The sequence below is a fragment of the Streptomyces sp. NBC_00009 genome (assembly GCF_045040855.1).
Lineage (GTDB): Bacteria > Actinomycetota > Actinomycetes > Streptomycetales > Streptomycetaceae > Streptomyces > Streptomyces aureus.
Window position 1 is genome coordinate 4,842,125 of record NZ_CP108312.1, and the last position, 25,757, is coordinate 4,867,881.

The window sequence follows — 25,757 nt, forward strand, 5'->3', positions numbered from 1 at the left end:
CACTGTCCCCGGGCGCCACGATCCGGGATGCTCCTGAGGCATGAGTAGACCCGACGGACCTGTGAGACGACTCCTCAATCCCCTTGCACGTCAACGGCGTTACCTCGTCTGGCCCGCGCTCGTCGCGCTCGCGGCGGGCCTGACCTGGGGCTCACCGGCCGGTGCCGACGGCGACAGCACCGGCCTCCCCGAGGCCATCGACACCATCCTCAGCGACCCGTCCATGGAGGGCGGCGCGGCGAGCGTCGTCGTCGCCGACGCCCGGAGCGGCGACATCATCTACCAGCACAACCCCACCGGACGCCTGATGCCCGCGTCCAACACCAAGCTCCTCACCTCTACCGCCGCGACGGAACTCCTCGGTACCGGCTACCGGTTCACCACCGACGTGCTCGGCGACGGGCGGCGGCGGGGGAGCGTCCTCGACGGCGATCTGTATCTGCGTGGCACCGGCGACCCGACCGCCCTCGCCAAGGACTACGACGAGCTCGCCGCCAAGGTTGCCGCGTCGGGCGTGAAGTCGGTCAGCGGTCGCCTCGTCGCCGACGACACCGCGTTCGACACCCGGCGCCTTGGCCGCTCGTGGGCCGCCGACGACGAGTCCTCGTACTACTCGGCGCAGATCTCCGCCCTGAGCGTCGCGCCCGACACGGACTACGACACCGGAACGGTGATCGTCGAGGCCTCGCCGGGCGCGAAGGCCGGGGACAAGCCGAAGATCACCGTCACGCCCAGGACCCACTACGTGGACATCGACGTGCGGGCCACGACCGTCGCGGCCGGCGGTGACGACAGCCTCACCGTCGAGCGGCAGCACGGCACGAACACCGTCACCGTCAGCGGCACCGTCCCCGTCGGTGGAGGCACCACCAAGGAGTGGGTCACCGTCTGGGAGCCCACCGGATACGCGGCCTCCGTCTTCCGCGACGCGCTCGCCGCGCACGGCGTGAAGGTGTCGGGCGGCACGAAGCTCGGGCGTGCCACCCCGAAGGGCGCCGTGCGGCTCGCCACGCACGACTCCATGCCCCTGAAGGACCTGCTGATCCCCTTCATGAAGCTGAGCAACAACATGCACGCCGAGATCCTCACCAAGGCCATGGGCGCGAAGGCGACCGGCCGCGCGGGGAACTGGGACGACGGGCTCGCGGCGATCAGCGGCTATCTGAAGGGCATCGGCGTCGACACCGGGCGGCTGCGCCAGGTCGACGGGTCCGGGCTCTCCCGCATGGACAACATCCCGGCGGGCCAGATCGCGAAGCTGCTGCTCGCGGTGCGCGCCGAGCCGTGGTTCGGCGACTGGCACAAGTCGCTGCCGGTGGCCTGCGACCCGGACCGGTTCGTCGGCGGGACGCTGCGCTCGCGGATGTGCGGGACACCGGCCGCGCTCAACGCCCGCGGCAAGACCGGCTCCCTGACCGGCGCGTCCGCGCTCTCCGGCTACGTGAAGGACTCCGGGGGACGTGAACTCGTCTACAGCGTCGTCCAGAACAACTACCTGGTCGGCTCGGTGAAGCCCCTTGAGGACGCGATCGTGGTGACGCTCGCGAAGTCCGACGCGGACGCGGCGGTGGCGGTGAAGCCGCGCTCGCTGCGCTCCGTGCCGGTCTCCGAACGCAAGGGCGACCTGGAGTGCTCGTGGCGCAAACCGGCGGTGTGCTGACGGCTGCGGGTGACTACGCACGGTCGCGTGCGTCGCCGCGTACGTAACCGATGAGCGCGAGTACGAGCGCGCACGCCGACGCGGCGGCCGGGACCGCGTAGCCCGCGGTGGGGCCGAGGCGCTCCACCGCGGAGCCGCCCGCCGCCGCGCCGCAGGCGATGCCCCCGAGCAGGCCCGTCACCGCGAGGGTCATGCCCTCGTTCAACTGGCCCTCGGGGGTGCGGGCCTGGACCAGCGTCATGCCCGTGACCATCGTCGGTGCCGTCGCCATACCGGCGACAAGGAGAGCCCCGGCGACGACAAGGAGGGAGCCGGTGAGCGCCGCGAGCAGGGGGAGGGCCAGCAGGAGGGTCATCGCGGCGACGCACCACGGGTGGCGGCGCGCCGCGGGACCGGCGGGCCGCACGGCCCCGTAGACCAGGCCCGCCACACAGGAACCGGCCGCCTGGAGTGCGAGGACCGCGCCGGCCGCCGCCTTGTGGCCCGCCTCGTCCGCGAACGCGATCGTGACCACCTCCATCGAGCCGAACACGGCGCCGGTGGCGAGGAACGACGCCAGGAGAACGGGCATCCCGCGCGCGCGGAGGGGCGATTTCGTGGCCGTGCGCCCATGGGTGGGCGGTTCCGTGGCGCGCTGCGCGGCGAAGACCAGTACGCCGGTGAACAGCAGGACCGCACCGATCAGGCTGCCGGCCTCCGGGAAGAGCGACCCGCACAGGAAGGCGGCGAGCACCGGGCCGAGCATGAAACACAGCTCGTCCGCCGCCTGTTCGAAGGAGTTCGCGGTGTGCAGGGCGGCCGGGTCGCCCTTGAGGAGATGGGCCCAGCGGGCGCGTGACATGCCGCCCGTGTTGGGCGTGGTCGCCGTCGCCGCGTAGGCCGCGAAGAGGGTCCAGTCGGGCGCTCCGTAGTGCACGCACAGGAGCAGGGCGAGCGATCCGCAGACCGCGACCGCCGTGGCGGGTACGGCGATCCTGGCCTGCCCGTACCGGTCCACGAGGCGTGCCGTCCACGGGGCGACGACCGCGGTCGCGGCCATCCCGGTCGCGGTGACGGCCCCGGCGAGCGCGTACGAGCCGCGCGCCCCGGCGATCATGATGACGGCGCTGACGCTGAACATGCCCATGGGGAGGCGGGCGAGGAGGTTCCCGAGCGTGAAGGCGAGCGCGCCGGGCGTGGACAGGAGCCGGACGTACGGGGAGCGGCTGGGCTGCGGCCGGTGGGTGGAGGTCAGGGGAGCGGTGGCGGGCTCGGATATCGCGTCGGGCATGTGATCAGCGTCGCCGTGGGCCGGGCGCCCGGTCCAACACCTTCTCCGTACCGATTCACGCGCCGGCGTTGTAAGTTCGCCGGATGCCCGACCAGCCAGCCGCGCCCGGCACGTCCGCCCCCGCCCACCTGGAGCCCCGGCTGCTGCGCGCGTTCCTCGCCGTCGCCGAGGAGCTGCACTTCACGCGTGCCGCAGCCCGGCTGTACGTCGCGCAGCAGGCCCTCAGCAGGGACATCCGCCGGCTCGAACGGGAGCTGGGAGCTGAGCTGTTCGCGCGGAGCACGCGCCAGGTCGCCCTGACTGCGGACGGGGCGCGGCTGCTGCCGTACGCGCGACGGGTCCTCGATGCGCAGGACGAACTGCTCGCCGCCTTCACGCGCCGCCCGGCCGGAGGGGCGGTGCGGCCGCTGCTCGTCGACGTGAACAGCCCCGGCCTCGTCTTCGAGCGCATCCTGGAGCGGGCCCGCGAGTTCGCCCCCCAGTGCGAACTGATGGCCCGCTACGAGAGCGGTCTGACCGGCGCCGCCGCGGAGATGACCGCGGGCCGCCTGGACGCGTCGTTCGGGCGGTACGCGGGGCTCGATCCGGCGGTGCGGGCGCGTCTTTCGCAGCAGCCCGTGCGGTACGAGCCGATGACGGTGGTCCTGCCCGACGGCCATCCCCTCGCCGCCCTGGACGCCGTGCCGCTCGCGCGGCTCGCGGGCGAGACGGTGTACGCGGGCGCGGGCAATCCCCGTACGCCGGAGTGGACCGACCTGGCCGGGCGGCTCTTCGAGGGGCGTGGGATAGCGGTCGCGCCGCCCGCGCCGCTCGCCGTGGGCGTCGAGGAGTTCCGGCGGATCATGGCCAAGACGGGGACCCCGGTGCTCGCCGCGGGGGACTTTCCGGCCATGCCCGGCTCCGTCGTGAGGCCCCTGACCGACCCCGTGCCCCTGTCGCCGGTGTCGCTGGTGTGGCCGACGGGGCTCGTGCACCCGGGGATCGACGCGCTCCGTGCGGCGGCGGCCACGCTCGCGGAGGAGAACGACTGGCTCCGTAAGCCCTCAGGCGCCTGGATTCCGGCCATAGATGCACTCATCATGATGAGTCAGGACTGAGGGTTGGGCGTGGCTGTCACTCGCGTGCGCTACATTCTTGGTCCGAGCGCATTGTGATAAGGGGGGCGCTCGGATCGGGTGGGGGCCCGGTCCGAACGACGAGTGCTCGGTACGTCGTGCGCGCACCCAATATTCATGTCCTTGGGGGGATGTGCGTACGGTGGAACATTGGCGAGAAAATGCCCGTTCCGGGCAGACTCACGATCCTAATGAAGTAACGGTCCAACTCGACGGCGCAGGCCGCCAGTTGGACGAGCTCATTGCTGCGCGGCGCGAGGGTGCGGCCGACAAGGAAGTCCCGGTCTTCGTGGACGACTCGGGGCGGCGGAACCGCAGGTACCGCCGCTTCGGCGCGATCGTCGGGATGATCTGCGCGGCCTACGCCGTGGTCATCGTGGCGACGCTGCTCTCCGGAAACTCGAGCGCTCCCTGGCTGCCCATCCAGGGCGAGGACCGCGACAAGCCCGCCGGCAAGGTGGACACATCGCCGCTGCCCGCCGACCCGGCGGCCAGGCCGTCCTCCTCGACGGGCGCCACGGCCGATCCCAGCGCTTCCGGCACAGGAGCGGCGTCCAGCGAGCCGGGCGCCGGCTCGTCGACCGGGCCGGACGGCAGCGCGAGCGCCAAGCCGGACGACAAACCCGGCAAGTCACCCGACCCGAAGCCGTCCGGCGGCCCCGTCAAGCCCGACCCCGGCCAGTCGCCGGACCCGGGCCCCGGCCCCTCGCAGCAGCCCAGCTCACCCGGCCCCGGCGAGCCGTCCCCGTCGGACAGCGGACCACCCGTCGAGCCGTCGGACTCCCCGGCCCAGGGCGGCACGGAGACCGTCGCGGCGCCGCCCGTCGAGTCGCCCGTCGCATCGCCGGTCGACCCGAGCCAGAGTCCGGCCGGACCGTCAGCGGCCTCGTCCCCGGAAAGCGGCATCCTGTAAATGTCCTCCCGCCCACGCAGCAACCGCAGGGCGCCGCGTCGCCGCCTGCCCATGCGCTATCTGCTGCCGTCGCTGCTCCTTGTCGCCCTGCTCGCGATGCTCATGCTCCGCGGGTACGTGCACAGCGAGATCCTCGCCGACCACCGCATCCAGCCGCCCGCCGCCACCGATCACGTGCCCGAGAAGATCCTCGAGGGCGGTCCCGTCATCGACACCCGCGGCGGGCGCGAGACCAGCATGAGCGTGCCCGAGCACCGGCTCGTCCTCACCTTCGACGACGGCCCCGACCCGGAGTGGACCCCGAAGGTCCTCGATGTCCTGAAGGAACACCACGCGCACGGCGTCTTCTTCGTCACCGGCACCATGGCCTCCCGCTACCCGGACCTGGTCAAACGCATGGTCGACGAGGGGCACGAGGTCGGCCTGCACACCTTCAACCACCCCGACCTCTCGTACCAGTCCAAGAGCCGCATCGACTGGGAACTCACCCAGAACCAGACGGCCCTGGCCGGTGCGGCCGGCATCCGCACCTCGCTGTTCCGGCCGCCGTACTCCTCGTTCGCCGATGCCATGGACAACAAGTCGTGGCCGGTCACCAAGTACATCGGCAGCCGCGGGTACATCACCGTCGTCAACAACACCGACAGTGAGGACTGGAAGCGTCCCGGCGTCGACGAGATCATCCGCCGCGCCACGCCCAAGGGTGGCAAGGGCGCCATCGTCCTGATGCACGACTCCGGTGGCGACCGCTCGCAGACCGTCGCCGCCCTCGACCGCTTCCTGCCCCAGCTCCAGGGCCAGGGATACGACTTCGTCAACCTCACCGAGGCGCTCGGGGCACCCAGTGCCCATACGCCCGTGCACGGTCTCGAGCTGGCCAAGGGCAAGGCGTGGATCTACGCCGTCGACGCGTCGGACAACGTGACGGACGTGCTTGTCGTGGGCCTCGCCGTCATCGGCGTCCTCGTCATCACCCGCTTCGGCCTGATGCTCCTCCTGTCCGGGGCACACGCCCGGCGCGTGCGGCGCCGCGGATTCTCCTGGGGACCGCCCGTCACCGAACCGGTGTCGGTCCTGGTCCCGGCGTTCAACGAGGCCAAGTGCATCGAGAACACGGTGCGTTCGCTCATGTCGAGCGAGCACCCCATCGAGATCATCGTCATCGACGACGGCTCGACCGACGGCACGGCCCGCATCGTCGAGAATCTGCGCCTGCCAGGCGTCCGGGTGGTCCGCCAGCACAACGCGGGCAAGCCGGCGGCACTCAACAGGGGCCTGGCCAACGCCCGGTTCGACCTCATCGTGATGATGGACGGCGACACGGTCTTCGAGCCGTCCACCGTCCGCGAGCTCGTCCAGCCCTTCGGCGACCACCGCGTCGGCGCGGTCGCGGGCAACGCGAAGGTCGGCAACAAGGACTCCCTGATCGGGGCCTGGCAGCACATCGAGTACGTGATGGGCTTCAACCTCGACCGCCGCATGTACGACATGCTGCGCTGCATGCCCACGATCCCCGGGGCCGTGGGCGCCTTCCGCCGCAGCGCGCTCGAGCGCATCGGCGGCATGAGCGACGACACGCTCGCCGAGGACACCGACGTCACCATGGCCCTGCACCGGGACGGCTGGCGCGTCGTCTACGCCGAGAAGGCCCGCGCCTGGACCGAGGCCCCGGAGTCGGTCCAGCAGCTCTGGTCCCAGCGCTACCGGTGGTCGTACGGCACGATGCAGGCGATCTGGAAACACCGCCGCTCCGTGATCGAGTCGGGCCCCTCCGGGCGCTTCGGCCGGATCGGCCTGCCGTTCGTCGCCCTCTTCATGGTCCTCGCGCCGCTCCTGGCGCCCCTCATCGACGTCTTCCTGCTCTACGGCCTCGTGTTCGGCCCCACGGAGAAGACGATCGTCGCCTGGCTCGGCGTCCTCGCCATCCAGGCCGTCTGCGCGGCGTACGCCTTCCGGCTCGACCGCGAACGCATGACCCATCTCATCTCACTCCCGCTCCAGCAGGTCCTGTACCGGCAGCTGATGTACGTCGTGCTGCTCCAGTCCTGGATCACCGCGCTCACCGGAGGCCGGCTGCGCTGGCAGAAGCTGCGGCGCACCGGAGCGGTGGAGGCGCCGGGGGCGATTCCGCGCCAGCGGGCGTCGCGCGGCAACGATCGGAGGCCCGTCGCATGACGTATCCCACTCCCGCCACCGGCGGCCAGAGCGGGTTCCAGCCGACGCGGCAGCTGCCGCAGGTGCCGTTCCCGCAGGTGCCGTTCGAGCCGGAGCGCGGACCCGCGCCCGCACCGACCCCGCCCGCCCCGCCCGCGCAGGCGGCCGCGCCCAAGAAGCCGGGCCGCGACCGCTATCTGGACCTGCTGCGCTCCATCGCGCTCGTCCGCGTCGTCTGCTACCACCTCTTCGGGTGGGCGTGGCTGACGGTCCTCTTCCCGTCCATGGGCGTGATGTTCGCGCTCGCCGGATCGCTGATGGCGCGCTCCCTGAGCCGGCCCGCGATCGGCGTGATCAGGGGCCGCATCCGCCGGCTCCTGCCGCCCCTGTGGATGTTCAGCGTCGTCGTCCTCGCCCTGCTCTTCCTGGGCGGCTGGAACCCGGGCAAGGACCCGGACAACGGCGGGACCTGGGGCTGGGTCAGCCTCCTCAACTACTTGGTGCCCGTCGGGGCGCCGTCGTTCCCCTGGCACCTCGGCGACAAGGCGGGGCTCCTGGAGGACACCTGGCCGGCGCAGGCGGCGGGCCCGCTCTGGTATCTGCGGGCCTACCTCTGGTTCGTCATCGCGTCCCCGCTGCTGCTCTGGGCGTTCCGCAAGGTGCCGTGGGCCACGCTGCTCGCGCCGCTCGCGCTGACGGCCGTCGTCGGTACGGGCATCGTCACCATCCCCGGCGAGACGGGGAACGCGGTCACCGACTTCGCGGTCTACGGCGGCTGCTGGGTGCTCGGCTTCGCCCACCACGAGGGCGTCCTGGCGAAGGTGCCGCGCTATCTCGCCGTGTCCTGCTCGGCGATCGTGATGGCGTTCGGACTGTGGTGGGCCTCGGGCCATCTCGGGCCGGACGGCTGGGACCTGAACGACATTCCGCTGGCGCAGGCGACCTGGTCCTTCGGGTTCGTCGTCATCCTGCTCCAGTACTCGCCGTCCTGGCAGGAGCTGCCGGGCCGGCTCGCCAAGTGGGACAAGCTGATCACGCTCTCCAACAACCGCGCGGTCACGATTTATCTCTGGCACAACATGCTGATCATGGCCACGGTGCCGATCATCGACCTCGCGTACGACCTGCCGTTCATGGAGAACGCGCGCTGGAGCGGCGCCCTCGACACCACGTACATGATCTGGATGTTCGTGCTGACCTGGCCGCTGATCGGGCTCGCGGTCCTCGGCACGGGCTGGATCGAGGACCTGGCCGCCAAGCGGCGCCCGCGGCTGTGGCCGAACGGCGTCAAGAAGAAGGGGTCGCGGAGCGGGACGCATCGGGGCTGAAGCTGTTCATCGCCGGACCAGGCGGTCACTTGACCACAGCAGAGCGGCCAGCCCGATACCGAGCACGCCGAGACGAAGGGCGACACCGGCTGTCCCGGCGTGTTCGAAGTGCTCACGCAGCGCGGGTATCTGAGTGACGGCGAAGAAGCCGATGCCGAACATGCCCACGCCCCACAGTCGTGGATGAGTAATGTGCCCGGAGAGCCACGGGGGCAGCCAGCCGAAGGCCATCGCGGCACAGGCGGGCAGGACGGTCACAAGTCCCACCGCTACCAAGAGAGTTGTCATGCTGTTCCCCGTCCTCATGGCATCGCTGGGTGTATGCCCTCGAAAGCCGAGGTAGACGCTAAGGCATCCACCGGGCGCGCGGAGGCACTTCGCACCGCGCGTGACCCAGGCGGCCTTGTGCGCCCGTGGCGGGTGGGGGAGGTTGGGGCGTGCGCGACCAGTGACCGCAGGACCACGAGGGGAACCCGGACCGACATGACACAGCCTCCCGGCCAGCCGCCGCAGGACGGATCCGGGCACCACCCGGCGTACGGGCCGCCGCCCACCCCGCCCCAGGCGCCGTCCGGCGGCGGGCAGGACAACCCGTACGCCGGCGCGCCGACCCCGCCTCCGGCTCCGCCGCAGATACCGCAGACCCCGCCACCGGCACCGGCCCCTCAGGGCCAGCCCGGCTACGGTGACCAGCCCGCTTACGGGGACCAGCCTGGCTACGGGGACCAGCCTGGCTACGGGGACCAGCCTGGCTACGGGGACCAGCCTGGCTACGGGGACCAGCCTGGCTACGGGGACCAGCCTGGCTACGGTGACCAGTCCGGTTACGGCGCCCAACCCCCCTACGGTCAGCCGCAGGGCCAGCCGCAGGGCCAACCCCCGTACGGGCAGCCCCCGTACGGCGGGCAGCCGCCCTACGGCGGGGGTGCCTATCCGCCGCCCCCGCCCCCGCAGGGCAGTGGTGGCAAGCGCCGGACGGCCGTCATCGTGGGGTCCGCGGTCGTCGCGCTCGTCGTGATCGTCGGCGGGATCTTCCTCGCCACGAACAGCGGCGGCGACGACGACAAGCCGAAGGCGAAGGACTCCGTGTCCGCGGAGCCCACCGCGTCGGACGAGCCCTCCGACGAGCCCACGACCGAGGACCCCGCGACGGAGGACCCCGTCGAGGAGCCGAGTGATCCCTCGGGGACGGTGGAGGAGCGGCCCGCCGGGTCCACCGGCTATCAGGGCCAGTGGCAGGACGAGCAGGCCAGGACCCTCACGGTCGGCGACAAGGTCGCGTCCGGCACGGCCAAGGGCAAGTACAGCGTGTCCTACATCGACGCGGGCGGTAAGGGCATCTGCACCGGCATCGGGGAGAACCGCAGCGGCGGGGCCTTCCGGATAGCCGTCAAGTGCATGGGCAAGGACACCGGCGACGAGGTCTTCGGGGCGAACCTGACGCAGGCCGACGACGTGGTCACGCTGAAGTGGGACAAGGGCGGCTCGGCAAGCCTCAAGTGGGCGGGCACCACGACCTGACCCACGCCCACGACCTGACCCACGCCCACGACCTGACCCACGCCCACGACCTGACCCACGCCGGGGAGCGAAGCTCACCGCCGGGCCCCGCGCCCGGTGAGAGCAACGTTCCCCGCCGGTCACGGTGCGGCACAGCGCGGTAATCCCGCCTCCCTACCTTCGAGGTCATCAGCCGAGAACGGTGACCCTGGAGGCGTGTGATGGCAGCCCGGAGTTGGATCCAGCGGTGGGATCCGGAGGACGAGACGTTCTGGTCGCAGGAGGGCGGCGAGAAGGTCGCGCGGCGCAATCTCGCGTTCTCCATCCTGTCCGAGCACATCGGATTCTCGATCTGGACCCTGTGGTCCGTGATGGTCCTGTTCATGGGGCCCGAGTACGGCATCGACCCGGCCGGCAAGTTCTTCCTGGTCTCGATGGCCACGCTGGTCGGGGCGGTCGTACGGGTCCCCTATACGTTCGCCGTCGCCCGCTTCGGCGGCCGGAACTGGACGATCGTCGCCGCGAGCATGCTCCTCATCCCGACGGTTGCCGCATTCGCCGTGATGGAGCCGGGGACCTCGTACACGACGTTCATGGTGTGCGCGCTGCTCACCGGTGTCGGCGGCGGCAACTTCGCCTCGTCGATGACCAACATCAACTCCTTCTTCCCGCTGCGGAAGAAGGGCTGGGCGCTCGGCCTGAACGCGGGCGGCGGCAACATCGGCGTCCCCGTCGTGCAGCTCGCCGGGCTCGCCGTGATCGGCGCGAGCGGCGGCCCGCGCGTGCTGCTCGGGATCTACATCCCGCTCATCGCGGTGTCGGCGATCTGCGCCGCGCTGTTCATGGACAACCTCGCGACCGTGAAGAACGACACCGGCGCGGCCAAGGAGGCCGTGCGCGACCCGCACACGTGGATCATGGCGTTCCTGTACGTCGGGACGTTCGGGTCGTTCATCGGCTACAGCTTCGCGTTCGGGCTCGTCCTGCAGACGCAGTTCGGCAGGACGCCGCTGCAGGCCGCATCGATCACGTTCATCGGGCCGCTGCTCGGCTCCCTGATCCGGCCCGTCGGCGGCCGGCTCGCCGACCGGTTCGGCGGCGCCCGCATCACGCTGTGGAACTTCGTCGGGATGGCCGCCGCCACCGCCGTGGTCGTCCTCGCGTCGACGCAGAAGTCGCTGCCGCTGTTCACCACGGCGTTCATCGCCCTGTTCGTGCTCACCGGCCTCGGCAACGGGTCGACGTACAAGATGATCCCCGGCATCTTCCAGGCCAAGGCCGCCGCCAGGGGGCTCACGGGGGAGGAGGCCGCGGCGTACGGGCGGCGCCTGTCCGGGGCCTCGATGGGGCTGATCGGCGCGGTGGGCGCGCTCGGCGGGCTCGGCATCAACCTCGCCTTCCGCCAGTCCTTCCAGACCGCGGGCACCGGCACGGCCGCCTTCGTCGGGTTCCTCGTCTTCTACGCGGTGTGCTTCGCCCTCACCTGGGCCGTATACCTTCGCCGCCCGGCCGCCGCGGAGGCTCCTGTCGAGGCCGCGGAGACGGAGCCCCGGCTCAGCTACGCCGAGGTGTGACGTAACACCGCTGACATCATGGGGAACCGAGCCCGTCACGGGACGTTGACAGGCTCGGTCGACCCCGGCAGAACCACCCGAGCGGGACGAGAGCCACATGTACGACGCACAGCAGGGCCCCCCGGCGGGGCAGCACGGCCCCCTCGCGGGCTTCACCGTGGGCGTGACCGCCGCGCGCCGCGCCGACGAGCTCGGCGCGCTGCTCCAGCGGCGCGGCGCCGCCGTCCTGCACGCGCCCGCGTTGCGCATCGTCCCGCTCGCCGACGACAGCGAGCTCCTCGCGGCGACCAAGGAGATCGTCGACCACGCGCCCGACGTCGTCGTCGCGACCACCGCCATCGGGTTCCGCGGCTGGATCGAGGCCGCCGACGGCTGGGGCCTGGGCGAGGCGCTCGTCGCCCGGCTGCGCGGCGTGGAGCTGCTCGCCCGCGGGCCCAAGGTCAAGGGCGCCGTCAGGGCCGCCGGGCTCACCGAGGAGTGGTCCCCGTCGTCCGAGTCGATGGCGGAGGTCCTCGAGCGGCTCCTCGACGAGGGCGTCGACGGCCGCCGGGTCGCCGTCCAGCTGCACGGCGAGCCGCTGCCCGGCTTCGTCGAGGCGCTGCGCGAGGCGGGCGCCGACGTCGTGGGGGTGCCGGTGTACCGGTGGATGCCGCCGGAGGACATAGGGCCCCTCGACCGGCTGCTCGACGCGACTCTCACCCGGGGCGTCGACGCACTCACGTTCACCAGCGCGCCCGCCGCCGTGTCCCTGCTCTCCCGGGCCGAACTGCGGGGCCTGCTACCGGAGTTGCTCGCCGCCCTGCACCACGACGTCCTGCCCGCCTGCGTCGGTCCCGTGACCGCGCTGCCCCTCCAGGCCCACGGCGTGGACACCGTGCAGCCCGAACGCTTCCGCCTCGGCCCGCTCGTCCAGCTCCTGTGCGCCGAACTCCCGGGCAGGGCCCGTACGTTGCCGGTCGCGGGTCACCGCATGGAGATCCGCGGGCAGGCCGTCCTGGTCGACGGCGACCTGCGCCCGGTGCCGCCCGCCGGGATGTCGCTCCTGCGCTCCCTGTCGCGCCGGCCCGGCTGGGTGGTGCCCCGTGCCGAACTGCTGCGCGCGCTGCCCGGCGCGGGCAGCGACGAACACGCGGTGGAGACGGCGATGGCCAGACTGCGCACGGCGCTCGGCACCCCCAAGCTGATCCAGACGGTGGTCAAACGCGGCTACCGGCTCGCCCTGGACCCGGCGGCGGACGCCAAGTACGCGGACGGGTGAGGGGCGGCGCGGGTCAGCCCGGGACCTGATGGACGTTGTGTTCCGTGAGGTCGGTCAGCAGGCCCGCGGCTGCGGAGAAGTCCTTGTCGTCGTGGAGGACGACGAACCCGTGGTGGGCCGCCGTGGCGCAGACGAGCCAGTCCACGACGGACAGGCTCTGGTGGCGGCCGCGCTGGGCCAGCCGGTACTGCGCCGTCTCGATCCACTGCCAGGCGCCCTTGGGTACGGGCGCGTCCGGGTACAGGTCGGCGAACATGTCCGTCATCGCGTCGTACTCGTCGAGATTCCTCGCCGACCGGCGGAACTCGGTGCGCTGGGGGTGGCAGGAGCCGATGCTTCCCTGGCGGATTTCGGGCCTCCATGCCTCGTTGAGTGGCTGATCGCGCTCCAGCCGCCAGACCGCGGTGGAGTCGACCAAGTAGCGCAGCATGTCAGGCGGTGCCCTTCTCGGCGGCGTGCAGACGCCAGAAGCTCTCTTCGTCCCACTCCTGAGCCGCACGGAAATGCCGGAGGTTCGCTTCGGATCGGCGCTCGCGCTCCACGTACTCGCGCAGGGCGAGGTTCACCATTTCCTTCTTGGTGCGCGCCCCGGACAGCCGCATCGCCTCGGCGAGAGCCTCATCGTCTATGTCGATCTGCGTGGCGGACATGGCGCCCTCCAAGATGTCGGACATGGTCTGCATACAAAGGTAACCCATGCTGCATACATGCCTCTGTGAACCCTTCGTGTGCGGCCCGGTACCAGGGGTTCCGGCCGTGCGCGCGTGCGGGCACTGTAGGGGCATGGCATCGCCATCGTCCTCGTCCTCGTCCTCGCCACCGTCCTCGTCCTCGTACGAGCTGCGCTTCGACTCCGGGTGCAGTTCGCTGGATCTCCTGGCCACGGCGCATCCCGACGAACGGCTCGACTCGGTGGGGCGGCTGCGGGCCTGGCTGGTCGGCTCGGGGCTCGTGCCCGCGGACACGCCGCTGCGCGGCGTCGACGCGGCCTGGCTCGCCGCCGTGCACGAACTGCGCGGCCACATCGGCCAGTTGGTGCGCGGCGAACTCGACGGCAGGCCCGCGTCCGCCGCCCTGGAGCGGGTCAACGCCCTCGCCCGCGCGGCGCCGCCCGCGCCCCGCGCGACCCGCCGCGCCGACGGCACCCTCGCCAGGGACCTGCACGCCGACCCCGGCTGCCGCGAGCTGCTCGCGGCCGTCGCCCGCGACGCCGTGGAACTGCTCACGGACCCGGTCGCCCGCTCCTGTCTGCGCCGCTGCGAGGGCGACAGCTGCCCGATCATCTACCTCGACACGTCCCGGGGGCGGCGCCGCCGCTGGTGCTCCAGCGAGGTGTGCGGCAACCGGGAGCGGGTGGCGCGGCACCGCCGCAGGGCGGCACTCGCCCGGGCCTGAAGATCCCCCGAAGACCTCCCCGAACCCCCTTTTGACATGTCCCGGCAGATCGTTTGAACACTTCGCGGCCCGCTTACGTACTGGGGTGCGTCCAGCCGAGCGGCGACAGAGCCGGAACGCTCAACCAGGGGACAGCGGAGGTAGGCGTGCGCAAGGATTCCGCCGTGGCCGATGAACGCCCGCCGAGGGCACGACATCGCGCGCCGCAGCCTCCTGAGCCCGACGAGGAGCTGATGCGCGCGCTCTATCGCGAGCACGCGGGTCCACTTCTGGCCTATGTGCTCAGGCTGGTGGCGGGGGACCGGCAGCGCGCCGAAGATGTCGTGCAGGAAACGCTCATCCGTGCCTGGAAGAACGCCGGTCAGCTCAACCGAGCGACCGGTTCGGTACGCCCCTGGCTGGTGACGGTCGCCCGGCGCATCGTCATCGACGCTCACCGCAGCCGGCAGGCCCGGCCGCAGGAGGTCGATCCGTCGCCGCTGGAGGTCATCCCCGCGGAGGACGAGATCGACAAGGCGCTGTGGCTGATGACGCTTTCGGATGCGCTCGAGGACCTGACGCCTGCCCACCGCGAGGTACTGGTGGAGACGTACTTCAAGGGGCGTACGGTCAATGAGGCGGCCGAGACACTCGGTATTCCCAGCGGAACGGTGCGCTCACGGGTGTTCTACGCGCTGCGTTCCATGAAGCTGGCGCTGGAGGAGCGGGGGGTGACGGCATGAGTGCCTCGTACGACGACTACGGACCGCATGGGTCCGGTGACGTTCACGAGACGGTCGGCGCCTACGTGCTCGGCGTCCTCGACGACGCCGAGGCGAGCGCCTTCGAGGCGCATCTGGCGGGCTGCGAGCTGTGCGCACGCCAGCTGGAGGAGTTCGCCGGCATGGAGCCGATGCTCGCCGCCCTCGCGGACATCCCCGAACCGCAGGGCACCCCCGGCAGAGAACGCCTCGGCGCGCAGCTCGGCGCCCGCCCGAGCGACCGGCTCGCCGGCCGGCTCTTCGACGAGGTGGCGCAGAAGCGGGCGCGCAAGCGCCGCCGCGGCATGTACCTGGTGGCGGCCGCCGCCGCGCTGATCGTCGGCGGACCGCTGACGGTGATCGCCGTGAACAACGGCGGGACGGGCAACGTAGCCGAGGCGCCCCAGCCCACCAGCCCGGCCGAGATGTTCTTCGACCACATGCACGACAGGGTCGAGGCGACCGACGCGAGCACCAAGGTCACCGCCACCGTCGCCATGGAACCGAAGGCCTGGGGCACCCACGCCGTCCTGCAGCTGAAGAACGTCAAGGGCCCGCTGAAGTGCTCCCTGATTGCGGTCGGGAAGAACGGCCAGCGCGAGACGGTCACCACCTGGGCCGTCCCGAAGTGGGGTTACGGCATTCCCAACAGCAAGCACGAGGCGTCGAAGTACCCCCTGTACGTGCACGGGGGCGCCGCGTTCGAGCGCAACGCCATCGACCACTTCGAGGTCGAGACGCTCGACGGCAAACGCCTCGTGGAGGTCGACGCGTAGCCCCGGCAGCCGGATGCGTAGCCTCCCGGGCCTCCCTTCGCGTACCTTTGACGGCTGCCCAGCACGTCAGAAGGGGGCCCGGTGGCCGCTCAGGCTCATCAGCAGACCGCGCTCGACCAGGACCGCGATTCCGTCCGGGACCGCGAGATCGGTGTCGAACAGGAACACCTCGACCAGGTGTACCGCCGGCTCGAGGAAAAGATCCACGAGGCCGAGTTCCTGATGAACGACGCGGCCAAGCGGGGGCAGGTCGGCACGCCCGGCGCCCTCGCCGAGCGCGACGCCCAGGTGTTCCGCGCGGGGATCCACCTCAACCGCCTCAACAACGAGTTCGAGGACTTCCTCTTCGGCCGGATCGACCTGCTGCTCGGCAAGGACGGCAAGAAGGGTCCCGACGGCGCGTACACGGCCGTGGAGCCCGCCGAGGGGTCCGTGCGCGAGGACGCGGACGGGCAGCGGACCGCCGACATCGCCGAGACGCTCCACATCGGCCGGATCGGCGTCCTGGACGCCGACTACTCGCCCCTGGTCATCGACTGGCGCGCGCCGGCCGCCGCGCCCTTCTACCGCTCGACCCCGGTCGATCCGGGACGGGTCGTACGCCGCCGGGTCATCCGTTCCAAGGGCCGCAAGGTGCTCGGCGTCGAGGACGACCTGATGCGCCCCGAGCTGACCGCGTACCTCGACGGCGAGCAGCTGCCCGTCATCGGCGACGGTGCCCTGATGGCCGCCCTCGGCCAGGCCCGCAGCCACACCATGCGCGACATCGTGGCGTCCATCCAGGCCGAGCAGGACCTGGTGATCCGGGCGCCCGCCGCGTCGGTGACGTACGTGGAGGGCGGTCCCGGCACCGGCAAGACGGCCGTGGCCCTGCACCGCGCCGCGTACCTGCTCTACCAGGACCGCCGCCGGTACGCGGGCGGCATCCTGATCGTCTCCCCGACCCCGCTCCTCGTCGCCTACACCGAGGGCGTCCTGCCCTCGCTCGGCGAGGAGGGCCAGGTCGCGATCCGTGCGGTCGGCTCGCTGGTCGACGGCGCGGACGCCACGGTCTACGACTCCCCGGCGGTGGCCCGCGTCAAGGGCTCCTCGCGGATGCTGCGCGTCCTGCGCAAGGCGGCCCGCGGCGCCCTCGAAATGGGGACCGTGACGGCGGCGCCGCAGCCGAAGCAGGGCCAGCTGGCCTTCGGCGACGACGAATCCGACGAGGACGAGGCACAGACCCCCGCGGAGCCGCCCACACGCCTGCGCGTCGTCGCGTTCGGCCGCCGCCTGGAGCTGGAGGCCGCCGACCTGGCGAGGATCCGCCAGAACGCGCTGAGCGGCACCGCCCCCGTCAACCTGCTGCGCCCGCGCGCCCGCAAGCTCCTCCTGGACGCCCTGTGGTCGCAGTCCGGCGCGGGCACCCGCCACAGCGACCCGGAACTCGCCGCGGAGCTGCGCTCCTCGTTCGACGACGACATCACCTCCGAGGACGACTTCCTCCGCTTCCTCGACGCGTGGTGGCCCGAACTCACCCCGCGCGGCGTCCTCGCCGCGATGGGCGACGAGCGCCGTCTCGGCCGCTGGGCACGCCGGATCCTCAACCCCGGCGAGGTCCGCAAGGTCGCCCGCTCGCTGCGCCGCGACGCCCTGTCGGTGCACGACGTGGCGCTCCTGGACGAGCTGAACGAGGTCCTCGGCGCCCCGCTGCGCCCCAAGAAGAAGCGCGAGTACGACCCTCTGGACCAGCTCACCGGGCTGGAGGAGCTGATGCCCGAGCGCCACGAGACCCAGCGCGAGCGCGCCGAGCGCCTGGCCCAGGAGCGCACGGAGTACGCGCACGTCATCGTCGACGAGGCGCAGGACCTCACGCCCATGCAGTGGCGGATGGTCGGCCGCCGCGGCCGGCACGCGACGTGGACCGTGGTCGGCGACCCCGCCCAGTCGTCCTGGTCGGACCCGGACGAGGCAGCCGAGGCCCGCGACGAGGCCCTCGGCTCCCGTCCGCGCCGCCGTTTCACCCTCACCGTGAACTACCGCAACCCGGCCGAGATCGCCGAGCTCGCCGCCAAGGTCCTCGCGCTCGCCATGCCGGGCTCCGAGTCCCCGTCGGCGGTCCGCTCGACGGGGGTGCGCCCGCGGTTCGCGGTCGTACAGGACGGCCTCGGGCACACCGTCCGCGAGGAGGCGGCGCGGCTGCTCGACCAGGTCGACGGCACGGTCGGCGTCGTCGTCGCGATGAACCGGCGGGACGAGGCGGCGCGCTGGCTGGCGGGGCTCGGCGACCGGGTGGTCGCGCTCGGCAGCCTGGAGGCCAAGGGCCTGGAGTACGACGCGACGGTGGTCGTGTCGCCCGCGGAGGTCGCGGACGAGTCCCCGGCGGGCCTGCGCGTCCTGTACGTGGCGCTGACCCGCGCCACGCAGCAGCTCACGGTCGTCTCGGGCAGCCGCGACGAACCGGATGCGGACGGGGTCCCGGACCTGCTGCGTGAATGAGTTCGAGGGATGGGAATTGCCTTACGGGGATCCTTTGTTACCTTGGACGTGGCACCGGCTCGATCCAAGCCCCCGGGCCCAACCTTCGTCGCTACGAGCGACCACTTGCCGCGAGGCGAGCATGGCGGGTCGGTGTCATTAACGTAAGTGAGAGGTCCACGTCAGCCGACGTGGACCTCTTTCTGTTTCCCGTCACTTCTCGTATGGTGGAAACAACTTTCCGAAAGTGCGCGACCGGGGTGCTGTCCGGGCGGTGAACAAAACGTTCGCAATCCGGGGCGGCTACCACGTACTCGGCGGTAGGTGCGACGATCGGACGGAAAAACAGCAGCAGCCACACGGTGAAAGCAGAGGAAGTCGGCCATGGCAACGGCGCCCAGCGTCTCCTACTCGATGACGGTCCGCCTTGAGGTGCCCGCCAGCGGAACAGCGGTATCCCAACTCACGACGGCCGTGGAGTCCCACGGAGGCTCGGTGACCGGTCTCGACGTGACGGCGTCCGGCCACGAGAAACTCCGGATCGACGTCACGATCGCCGCGAGCTCCACCGCGCACGCCGACGAGATCGTCGAGGGCCTGAGCGGCATCGAGGGCGTCATCCTCGGCAAGGTCTCCGACCGTACGTTCCTGATGCACCTCGGCGGCAAGATCGAGATGCAGTCGAAGCACCCCATCCGCAACCGTGACGACCTGTCCATGATCTACACGCCGGGTGTGGCCCGCGTGTGCATGGCGATCGCCGAGAACCCCGAGGATGCCCGGCGTCTGACGATCAAGCGGAACACCGTTGCGGTCGTGACGGACGGCTCCGCCGTGCTCGGCCTCGGCAACATCGGCCCGATGGCCGCCATGCCGGTCATGGAGGGCAAGGCGGCCCTCTTCAAGCGCTTCGCCGACATCGATGCCTGGCCGATCTGCCTGGACACCCAGGACACCGACGCGATCGTCGAGATCGTCAAGGCCATCGCCCCCGGCTTCGCGGGCATCAACCTCGAGGACATCTCCGCCCCGCGCTGCTTCGAGATCGAGGCCCGCCTGCGCGAGGCCCTCGACATCCCGGTCTTCCACGACGACCAGCACGGCACGGCCATCGTCGTCCTCGCCGCCCTGACGAACGCCCTGCGTGTCGCGGGTAAGGCCATCGGCGACATCCGCGTCGTCATGTCCGGCGCGGGCGCGGCCGGCACGGCGATTCTCAAGCTCCTGATCGCGGCCGGCGTCAAGAACTCGGTCGTCGCCGACATCCACGGTGTCGTGCACGCGGACCGCGCGGACCTCGTCGACGCCAAGGCCGATTCGCCGCTGCGCTGGATCGCCGACAACACCAACCCCGAGGGCCTTACGGGCACGCTCAAGGAGGCCGTGCGCGGCGCCGACGTGTTCATCGGGGTCTCCGCTCCGAACGTGCTCGACGGCGACGACGTGGCGGCCATGGCCGAGGGTGCGATCGTGTTCGCGCTCGCGAACCCCGACCCCGAGGTCGACCCCGCAATCGCCCGTCAGACGGCAGCAGTTGTGGCCACGGGCCGCTCGGACTTCCCGAACCAGATCAACAACGTCCTCGTGTTCCCGGGCGTCTTCCGTGGCCTCCTCGACGCCCATTCGCGTACGGTCAACACGGAGATGATGCTGGCCGCCGCGGCCGCCCTGGCGGGCGTGGTGAGCGAGGACGAGCTCAACCCGAACTACATCATTCCGAGCGTCTTCAACGACAAGGTCGCGGGCGCCGTCGCCGGAGCGGTGCGTAACGCCGCGAAGGCCGTCGGCGGCGCTGTGACGGGCGCCACGGCCTCCTGAGGCCCGGCGCGTCGCGGAATGCGGGGCCCCTGGCCGCCCTCTAGGGTGGCCGGGAAGCACGGCCCCACCCCGCCCCATACCGGGACGGCGACGCAATCCGTGTGACCCCCAAGGGCGCCGGATTGGCTTTCCCGCCGCTGGTGGGGGCAGGATGCGTCTTCGGGCGCGAGGGTCTGAAGACGGACCCGGGTCCGGGGCCTGACCGAGGACCCTGGCAGCATCGGCTTCGCTGTGCCCAACATGCGGCTCCGCCGCGTGGCACGCCTCAACGGCAAGAAGAACACGGGAGTACAAACATGAACCGCAGTGAGCTGGTGGCCGCGCTGGCCGACCGCGCCGAGGTGACCCGCAAGGACGCCGACGCCGTGCTGGCCGCGTTCGCCGAGACGGTCGGCGAGATCGTTGCCAAGGGCGACGAGAAGGTCACCATCCCCGGCTTCCTGACCTTCGAGCGCACGCACCGTGCCGCTCGCACCGCCCGCAACCCGCAGACCGGCGAGCCGATCAACATCCCGGCCGGTTTCAGCGTGAAGGTGTCCGCGGGCTCCAAGCTCAAGGAAGCCGCCAAGGGCAAGTAAGCCAGGCAACAGAAGGGGCGGCCACCCGGTTCGGGTGGCCGCCCCTTCTGTGTTGTCACGGGGGTCCTGCCGGCGCTCAGGAAGGGCGTCAGCAGGGCCTGTGGCTAGCCGAGCGCCTTGCCCGGCAGCTCGACCTTCGCGCCCAGCTCCACGAGCTTCTCCATGCTGTGTCTGTCCGGGGGGTGACCCCCGGACCCCCAGCCGAGCTTGTGGCTAGCCGAGCGCCTTGCCGGGCAGCTCGACCTTCGCGCCCAGCTCCACGAGCTTCTCCATGAAGTTCTCGTAGCCGCGGTTGATCAGGTCGATGCCGTGGACGCGGCTCGTGCCCTGGGCGGCCAGGGCGGCGATCAGGTACGAGAAGCCGCCGCGCAGGTCGGGGATGACCAGGTCGGCGCCCTGGAGCTTCGTCGGGCCCGACACGACCGCGGAGTGCAGGAAGTTGCGCTGGCCGAAGCGGCAGTCCGAGCCGCCCAGGCACTCGCGGTAGAGCTGGATGTGCGCGCCCATCTGGTTCAGCGCGGACGTGAAGCCGAGGCGGGACTCGTAGACCGTCTCGTGGACGATGGACAGGCCCGAGGCCTGCGTCAGCGCCACGACGAGCGGCTGCTGCCAGTCGGTCTGGAAGCCGGGGTGGACGTCCGTCTCCAGGGCGATCGACTTCAGCGAGCCGCCCGGGTGCCAGAAGCGGATGCCCTCGTCGTCGATCTCGAAGGCGCCGCCGACCTTGCGGTACGTGTTCAGGAACGTCATCATCGAGCGCTGCTGGGCGCCGCGGACGTAGATGTTGCCCTCGGTCGCCAGCGCGGCCGACGCCCACGACGCGGCCTCCAGACGGTCCGAGAGGGCGCGGTGCGTGTAGCCGCCCAGCTTGTCGACACCCGTGACCCGGATGGTCCGGTCGGTGTCCATGGCGATGATCGCGCCCATCTTCTGCAGAACGCAGATGAGGTCCTCGATCTCGGGCTCCACGGCCGCGTTCGAGAGCTCGGTCACGCCCTCGGCCAGCACGGCCGTCAGGAGGACCTGCTCGGTCGCGCCGACCGACGGGTACGGCAGCCGGATCTTCGTGCCGCGCAGCCGCTGCGGGGCCTCCAGGTACTGGCCGTCCGCCCGCTTCTCGATGGTCGCGCCGAACTGGCGGAGCACCTCGAAGTGGAAGTCGATCGGCCGGCCGCCGATGTCGCAGCCGCCGAGGCCCGGGATGAACGCGTGGCCGAGCCGGTGCAGGAGCGGCCCGCACAGCAGGATCGGAATGCGCGAGGAGCCCGCGTGCGCGTCGATGTCGGCGACGTTGGCGCTCTCCACGTGCGACGGGTCCATGATCAGCTCGCCGGGTTCCTCACCCGGGCGGACCGTCACGCCGTGCAGCTGGAGGAGGCCGCGTACGACCCGGACGTCCCGGATGTCCGGGACGTTGCGCAGCCGGCTCGGCTCGCTGCCGAGCAGCGCGGCGACCATGGCCTTGGGCACGAGGTTCTTCGCGCCGCGGACACGGATCTCGCCCTCCAGCGGGGTTCCGCCGTGGACAAGCAGTACATCGTCGGTGACGGTCATGAATCTCGCGTTCCGATGAGATGGACAGGACAGATGGGCAGGACCGCAGGGCGGAGCCGTCGGGCGAGGCCTTTCGGGCCGGGCCGCTGGGCGGGCCAAGGCATAAGCGTAAGGGCCGCCTACCCCCCTTCCGTAAGCCCAAGTGCACCGGGGGGACGTCATGACTTCGCTACAACACGAAATGTCGCTAAACGGGCGCGGAGGGTCACCTTCCGGGTGCGGTTCACGGCGCGCGCCCCGGGCGCGTGAGGCGTCTCTGAGCTGGGCGCACCCGGGAAGGGCCATTGACTGCCCGCTCGGCGACAAGATGCGGGATCATGTCTGGCATGACCGAGGTGTCCTCGCTCACAGGGCGGCTGCTCGTGGCCACACCCGCCCTCACGGACCCGAACTTCGACCGCGCGGTCGTGCTGCTCCTCGACCACGACGAGGAGGGCTCGCTCGGCGTCGTCCTCAACCGGCCCACGCCGGTCGGCGTCGGTGACATCCTGGAGGGCTGGGGCGAGCTCGCCGGCGCTCCGGGCGTCGTCTTCCAGGGCGGCCCGGTCTCACTCGACTCGGCGCTCGGCGTCGCGGTGATCCCCGGCGACGAAGGGCCCCTCGGCTGGCGCCGCGTCCACGGCGCGATCGGCCTGGTCGACCTGGAGGCCCCTCCCGAGCTGCTCGCCTCCGCGCTCGGATCCCTGCGGATCTTCGCGGGGTACGCGGGCTGGGGCCCGCGCCAGCTGGAGTCCGAGCTGACCGAGGGCGCCTGGTACGTCGTCGAGTCGGAGCCGGGCGACGTCTCGTCGACGGACCCCGAGGGCCTGTGGCGCGCGGTGCTGCGACGCCAGCGCAGCGACCTGGCGATGGTGGCGACGTACCCGGACGATCCGTCGCTCAACTGAGGCCGTCGGCCGGTGCCGTGATCGACGGATCCGGGGGTGTGGGCCCTTCACCACGAGGCCGCTGACCCTTCCCCCGGAGCTTCAGTACCCTTGGCCTTTATGAGCACTCTTGAGCCCGAGCGCGGGACAGGTACGGGGACCCTCGTAGAGCCGACGCCGCAGACATCGCACGGTGACGGCGACCACGAGCGCTACGCCCACTATGTCCAGAAGGACAAGATCATGGCGAGCGCCCTCGAGGGGACGCCGGTCGTCGCGCTCTGCGGCAAGGTCTGGGTGCCGGGCCGGGACCCGAAGAAGTACCCCGTGTGTCCCATGTGCAAGGAGATCTACGAGTCCATGGGCGCCGGCGGCGACAAGGACAAGGGCGGCAAGGACAAGAAGTAGCGGCCCCGGCCGCCGCGGAAGGTTCCTGAGTCTGCTGCGAAAGGCCCCCGAGGTGCGCATCTGTCGCGCCATGGGGGCCTTTGTGCTGCCTCCGTAACCGTTGCGCTCAGTGGTCTGGACCTCCTAGCCTCCTCTGTGTTGTGCACAGCAAAACCGCCATTGCGTATGTTGCAACGACACTTCGGAGGCTGCCCCCATGAAGCTCCCCGTCCGCATGGCCTTGCCCCTGGCCGCACTTGCCCTCGCCACCGCCTGCGCCCCCGGAACCTCGGACAACGGCTCCGCCGGGGACGACAAGAGCGGGACCCTGCGCGTCTGGCTCTTCCAGGAGGTCAACAACCAGCCGAAGCAGAAGGTCGTCGACGCGGCCGTCGCCGCCTTCGAGAAGTCCCACAAGGGCGCCGACGTCAAGGTCGAGTACATACCCGTCGAGACCCGCGCCGAGAAGATCAAGGCCGCCTTCAACGACCCGAAGAGCGCCCCCGACGTCATCGAGTACGGCAACACCGACACCGCCGGATACGTCAAGGACGGCGGCCTCGCCGACGTGACCGAGGAGTTCGGCGCCTGGTCCGAGGCCAAGGACACCGACCCGACGGCCGAGGAGTCCGTGACCGTCGACGGAAAGATCTACGGCGCCCCCTACTTCGTCGGCGTACGCGCCCTCTACTACCGCACCGACGTCTTCAAGGACCTCAAGCTCGACGTCCCGACGACGCAGGCCCAACTCGCCGCCGCGGCACGGAAGATCCACAAGGAGAGGCCGGACCTGTACGGCCTCGCGGTCGGCGGCGCCTACACGTACGGCGCCATGCCCTTCATCTGGTCCCGGGGCGGCGAACTCGCCGAGAAGAAGGGCGGATCGTACGAGTCGGCCATCGACAGCCCGGCCGCGCGCAAGGGCATCGAGGCGTACACGTCCCTCTTCGGCGGCGACAACTGTCCCGCCGCGAAGTGTGCGGGCATGGGCGGCAACGACACCGTCACCGCCTTCGCCTCCGGCAAGGCCGGCATGGCCATCGGCGGCGACTTCAGCCACCAGGCCATGGAGGACGGCAAGGTCAAGGGCAAGTACGCCGTCGTGCCGCTGCCGGGAGCGGACAAGGGCGACATCGCGCCTGCCTTCGCGGGTGGCAACAACATCGGCGTACTCAAGAGCACCTCGCACCGCACGCTCGCCGTGGACCTCATGAAGAGCCTCTCCTCGAAGAAGACGCAGGGCGAACTCTTCGACGCGATGGGCTTCCTGCCCACGTACACGGACGTCCGCGAGAGCGTCGCGAAGAAGGAGCCCTTCGTCGCGCCCTTCATCAAGACCCTCGGCGCCGGCGCCAAGTTCGTGCCCGCGTCGCCCGCCTGGGGCCAGATAGACGCCTCGCTCGTCCTGCCGACCATGTTCCAGGAGATCGTCAGCGGACGTAAGGACGTGGCGACGGCCTCGCGGGACGCGGCGAAGAAGATGGACACCGCCTTTCGCACCGCGGGCTGACCACGTGGCCACCACCACCGCCCGCCGCACCGGCGCCTGGACCCCCTGGCTCTATCTCGCCCCCGCCCTGCTCCTCCTCGGCGGGCTCCTCGTCTACCCCGTCTACCAACTCGGCCTGATCTCGTTCCTCGAATACACCCAGGCCCAGGTCAGCGGCGGCGAACCGACCACGTTCCAGGGGCTCGGGAACTACGCGACGCTCTTCGCCGACGAACAGTTCTGGCAGGTGCTGCTCGCCACGGTCCTGTTCGCCGCCGCGTGCGTCGTCTCCACCCTCGCCGTCGGCTGCGCCCTCGCCGTCCTGCTCACCCGCGTACGCGCCCTGCCCCGGCTCGCCCTGATGCTGGCCGCGCTCGGCGCGTGGGCGACCCCGGCTGTCACCGGCTCCACGGTCTGGATGTTCCTCTTCGACCCGGACTTCGGCCCGGTCAACCGGGTGTTCGGGCTCGGCGACTTCTCGTGGACGTACGGCCGCTACAGCGCCTTCGCGCTCGTCCTGCTCGAAGTGGTGTGGTGCTCCTTCCCGTTCGTGATGGTGACCGTGTACGCGGGCATCAGAGCGGTCCCGGCGGAGGTCGTCGAGGCGGCGGCGCTCGACGGGGCCTCGCAGTGGCGGATCTGGCGCTCGGTGCTCGCACCGATGCTGCGGCCGATCCTCCTCGTCGTCACCGTCCAGTCGGTCATCTGGGACTTCAAGGTGTTCACCCAGATCTACGTCATGACGAACGGCGGCGGCATCGCGGGCCAGAACCTCGTGCTCAACGTGTACGCGTACCAGAAGGCCTTCGCTTCCAGCCAGTACAGCCTCGGCTCGGCGATCGGCGTCGTCATGCTGCTGATCCTGCTCGCCGTCACGCTCGGCTACCTGCGGATCCTGCGCCGCAGAGGGGAGGAGCTGTGAGCT

At 71.0% G+C, this 25,757-nt stretch carries 23 protein-coding genes; 18 read left to right on the forward strand and 5 right to left on the reverse strand.

Features of this window, described 5'->3' with window-relative positions; genetic code table 11:
* The first annotated feature begins 40 nt into the window (after positions 1-40).
* On the forward strand, positions 41-1,660 hold the full coding sequence (gene dacB, locus OHA58_RS21850) for a D-alanyl-D-alanine carboxypeptidase/D-alanyl-D-alanine-endopeptidase (protein ID WP_405480778.1): 1,620 nt from the start codon (positions 41-43) through the stop codon (positions 1,658-1,660).
* A gap of 13 nt (positions 1,661-1,673) precedes the next feature.
* Here the strand turns inward: dacB and OHA58_RS21855 are convergent, their stop codons facing one another.
* Positions 1,674-2,930, reverse strand: coding sequence for an MFS transporter (locus tag OHA58_RS21855; protein WP_405480780.1), 1,257 nt, complete (start codon positions 2,928-2,930; stop codon positions 1,674-1,676).
* Positions 2,931-3,013: 83 nt separating this feature from the next.
* Between OHA58_RS21855 and OHA58_RS21860 the strand changes: the two genes are divergently transcribed.
* The 4 genes from OHA58_RS21860 (at position 3,014) to OHA58_RS21875 (ending at position 8,440) form a co-directional block, all read left to right on the forward strand.
* Complete coding sequence (locus OHA58_RS21860) at positions 3,014-4,027, forward strand: LysR family transcriptional regulator (protein ID WP_405480781.1); 1,014 nt, start codon at positions 3,014-3,016, stop codon at positions 4,025-4,027.
* 247 nt (positions 4,028-4,274) lie between these two features.
* Positions 4,275-4,958, forward strand: coding sequence for a hypothetical protein (locus OHA58_RS21865; protein ID WP_405480782.1), 684 nt, complete (start codon positions 4,275-4,277; stop codon positions 4,956-4,958).
* A complete protein-coding gene (locus tag OHA58_RS21870; RefSeq protein ID WP_405480783.1) occupies positions 4,959-7,133 on the forward strand; it encodes a glycosyltransferase in 2,175 nt (724 codons plus the stop codon).
* The gene (locus tag OHA58_RS21875; protein ID WP_405480784.1) at positions 7,130-8,440 is read left to right on the forward strand and encodes an acyltransferase; all 1,311 of its coding nucleotides are present in this window, start codon (positions 7,130-7,132) and stop codon (positions 8,438-8,440) included. The genes OHA58_RS21870 and OHA58_RS21875 overlap by 4 nt, the downstream gene beginning before the upstream one ends.
* 6 nt (positions 8,441-8,446) lie before the next feature.
* Here the strand turns inward: OHA58_RS21875 and OHA58_RS21880 are convergent, their stop codons facing one another.
* Positions 8,447-8,728: a hypothetical protein gene (locus OHA58_RS21880; RefSeq protein ID WP_405480785.1), complete on the reverse strand. Its 282-nt coding sequence runs from the start codon at positions 8,726-8,728 to the stop codon at positions 8,447-8,449.
* A 195-nt stretch (positions 8,729-8,923) separates the two neighbouring features.
* On the opposite strand from OHA58_RS21880, the gene OHA58_RS21885 reads away from it, so the two are divergent.
* The 3 genes from OHA58_RS21885 (at position 8,924) to OHA58_RS21895 (ending at position 12,772) form a co-directional block, all read left to right on the forward strand.
* Entirely contained in the window at positions 8,924-9,961 is a 1,038-nt protein-coding gene (locus OHA58_RS21885) for a hypothetical protein (protein WP_405480786.1), read from the forward strand.
* Between the two features lie 200 nt (positions 9,962-10,161).
* Complete coding sequence (locus OHA58_RS21890) at positions 10,162-11,514, forward strand: nitrate/nitrite transporter (protein ID WP_405480787.1); 1,353 nt, start codon at positions 10,162-10,164, stop codon at positions 11,512-11,514.
* A gap of 97 nt (positions 11,515-11,611) precedes the next feature.
* Positions 11,612-12,772, forward strand: a complete 1,161-nt coding sequence (locus OHA58_RS21895; RefSeq protein ID WP_405480788.1) for a uroporphyrinogen-III synthase — start codon at positions 11,612-11,614, stop codon at positions 12,770-12,772.
* A 13-nt stretch (positions 12,773-12,785) separates the two neighbouring features.
* Here OHA58_RS21895 and OHA58_RS21900 read toward each other — a convergent pair whose 3' ends face one another.
* Positions 12,786-13,202, reverse strand: a complete 417-nt coding sequence (locus tag OHA58_RS21900; RefSeq protein ID WP_405480789.1) for a PIN domain-containing protein — start codon at positions 13,200-13,202, stop codon at positions 12,786-12,788.
* Between the two features lies 1 nt (position 13,203).
* On the reverse strand, positions 13,204-13,422 hold the full coding sequence (locus OHA58_RS21905) for a type II toxin-antitoxin system VapB family antitoxin (protein WP_405485097.1): 219 nt from the start codon (positions 13,420-13,422) through the stop codon (positions 13,204-13,206).
* Positions 13,423-13,555: 133 nt separating this feature from the next.
* Here OHA58_RS21905 and OHA58_RS21910 point away from each other — a divergent pair, with 133 nt between their 5' ends.
* The 6 genes from OHA58_RS21910 (at position 13,556) to OHA58_RS21935 (ending at position 20,536) form a co-directional block, all read left to right on the forward strand.
* On the forward strand, positions 13,556-14,167 hold the full coding sequence (locus OHA58_RS21910; RefSeq protein ID WP_405480790.1) for a CGNR zinc finger domain-containing protein: 612 nt from the start codon (positions 13,556-13,558) through the stop codon (positions 14,165-14,167).
* Positions 14,168-14,313: 146 nt separating this feature from the next.
* Positions 14,314-14,889 (forward strand): sigma-70 family RNA polymerase sigma factor, encoded by a 576-nt coding sequence (locus tag OHA58_RS21915; RefSeq protein ID WP_116512709.1) that lies wholly within the window; start codon positions 14,314-14,316, stop codon positions 14,887-14,889.
* Positions 14,886-15,683: an anti-sigma factor family protein gene (locus OHA58_RS21920; RefSeq protein WP_405480792.1), complete on the forward strand. Its 798-nt coding sequence runs from the start codon at positions 14,886-14,888 to the stop codon at positions 15,681-15,683. The genes OHA58_RS21915 and OHA58_RS21920 overlap by 4 nt, the downstream gene beginning before the upstream one ends.
* An 81-nt stretch (positions 15,684-15,764) precedes the next feature.
* Positions 15,765-18,161: a HelD family protein gene (locus OHA58_RS21925; RefSeq protein ID WP_405480793.1), complete on the forward strand. Its 2,397-nt coding sequence runs from the start codon at positions 15,765-15,767 to the stop codon at positions 18,159-18,161.
* Positions 18,162-18,524: 363 nt separating this feature from the next.
* The gene (locus tag OHA58_RS21930) at positions 18,525-19,958 is read left to right on the forward strand and encodes an NAD-dependent malic enzyme (RefSeq protein WP_405480795.1); all 1,434 of its coding nucleotides are present in this window, start codon (positions 18,525-18,527) and stop codon (positions 19,956-19,958) included.
* A gap of 296 nt (positions 19,959-20,254) precedes the next feature.
* On the forward strand, positions 20,255-20,536 hold the full coding sequence (locus OHA58_RS21935) for an HU family DNA-binding protein (RefSeq protein WP_030680681.1): 282 nt from the start codon (positions 20,255-20,257) through the stop codon (positions 20,534-20,536).
* A gap of 213 nt (positions 20,537-20,749) precedes the next feature.
* On the opposite strand, the gene murA is transcribed toward OHA58_RS21935, so the two are convergent.
* Complete coding sequence (gene murA, locus OHA58_RS21940) at positions 20,750-22,090, reverse strand: UDP-N-acetylglucosamine 1-carboxyvinyltransferase (RefSeq protein WP_100593927.1); 1,341 nt, start codon at positions 22,088-22,090, stop codon at positions 20,750-20,752.
* 326 nt (positions 22,091-22,416) lie between these two features.
* Here murA and OHA58_RS21945 point away from each other — a divergent pair, with 326 nt between their 5' ends.
* The 4 genes from OHA58_RS21945 to OHA58_RS21960 all read left to right on the forward strand — a co-directional run bounded on the left by OHA58_RS21945 (position 22,417) and on the right by OHA58_RS21960 (position 25,754).
* Entirely contained in the window at positions 22,417-22,977 is a 561-nt protein-coding gene (locus OHA58_RS21945) for a YqgE/AlgH family protein (protein WP_405480796.1), read from the forward strand.
* Positions 22,978-23,076: 99 nt separating this feature from the next.
* Positions 23,077-23,364 (forward strand): DUF3039 domain-containing protein, encoded by a 288-nt coding sequence (locus tag OHA58_RS21950; RefSeq protein WP_100593929.1) that lies wholly within the window; start codon positions 23,077-23,079, stop codon positions 23,362-23,364.
* Between the two features lie 196 nt (positions 23,365-23,560).
* On the forward strand, positions 23,561-24,853 hold the full coding sequence (locus tag OHA58_RS21955; RefSeq protein ID WP_405480797.1) for an extracellular solute-binding protein: 1,293 nt from the start codon (positions 23,561-23,563) through the stop codon (positions 24,851-24,853).
* A gap of 4 nt (positions 24,854-24,857) precedes the next feature.
* A complete protein-coding gene (locus OHA58_RS21960; RefSeq protein ID WP_361046793.1) occupies positions 24,858-25,754 on the forward strand; it encodes a sugar ABC transporter permease in 897 nt (298 codons plus the stop codon).
* Positions 25,755-25,757: the final 3 nt, after the last annotated feature.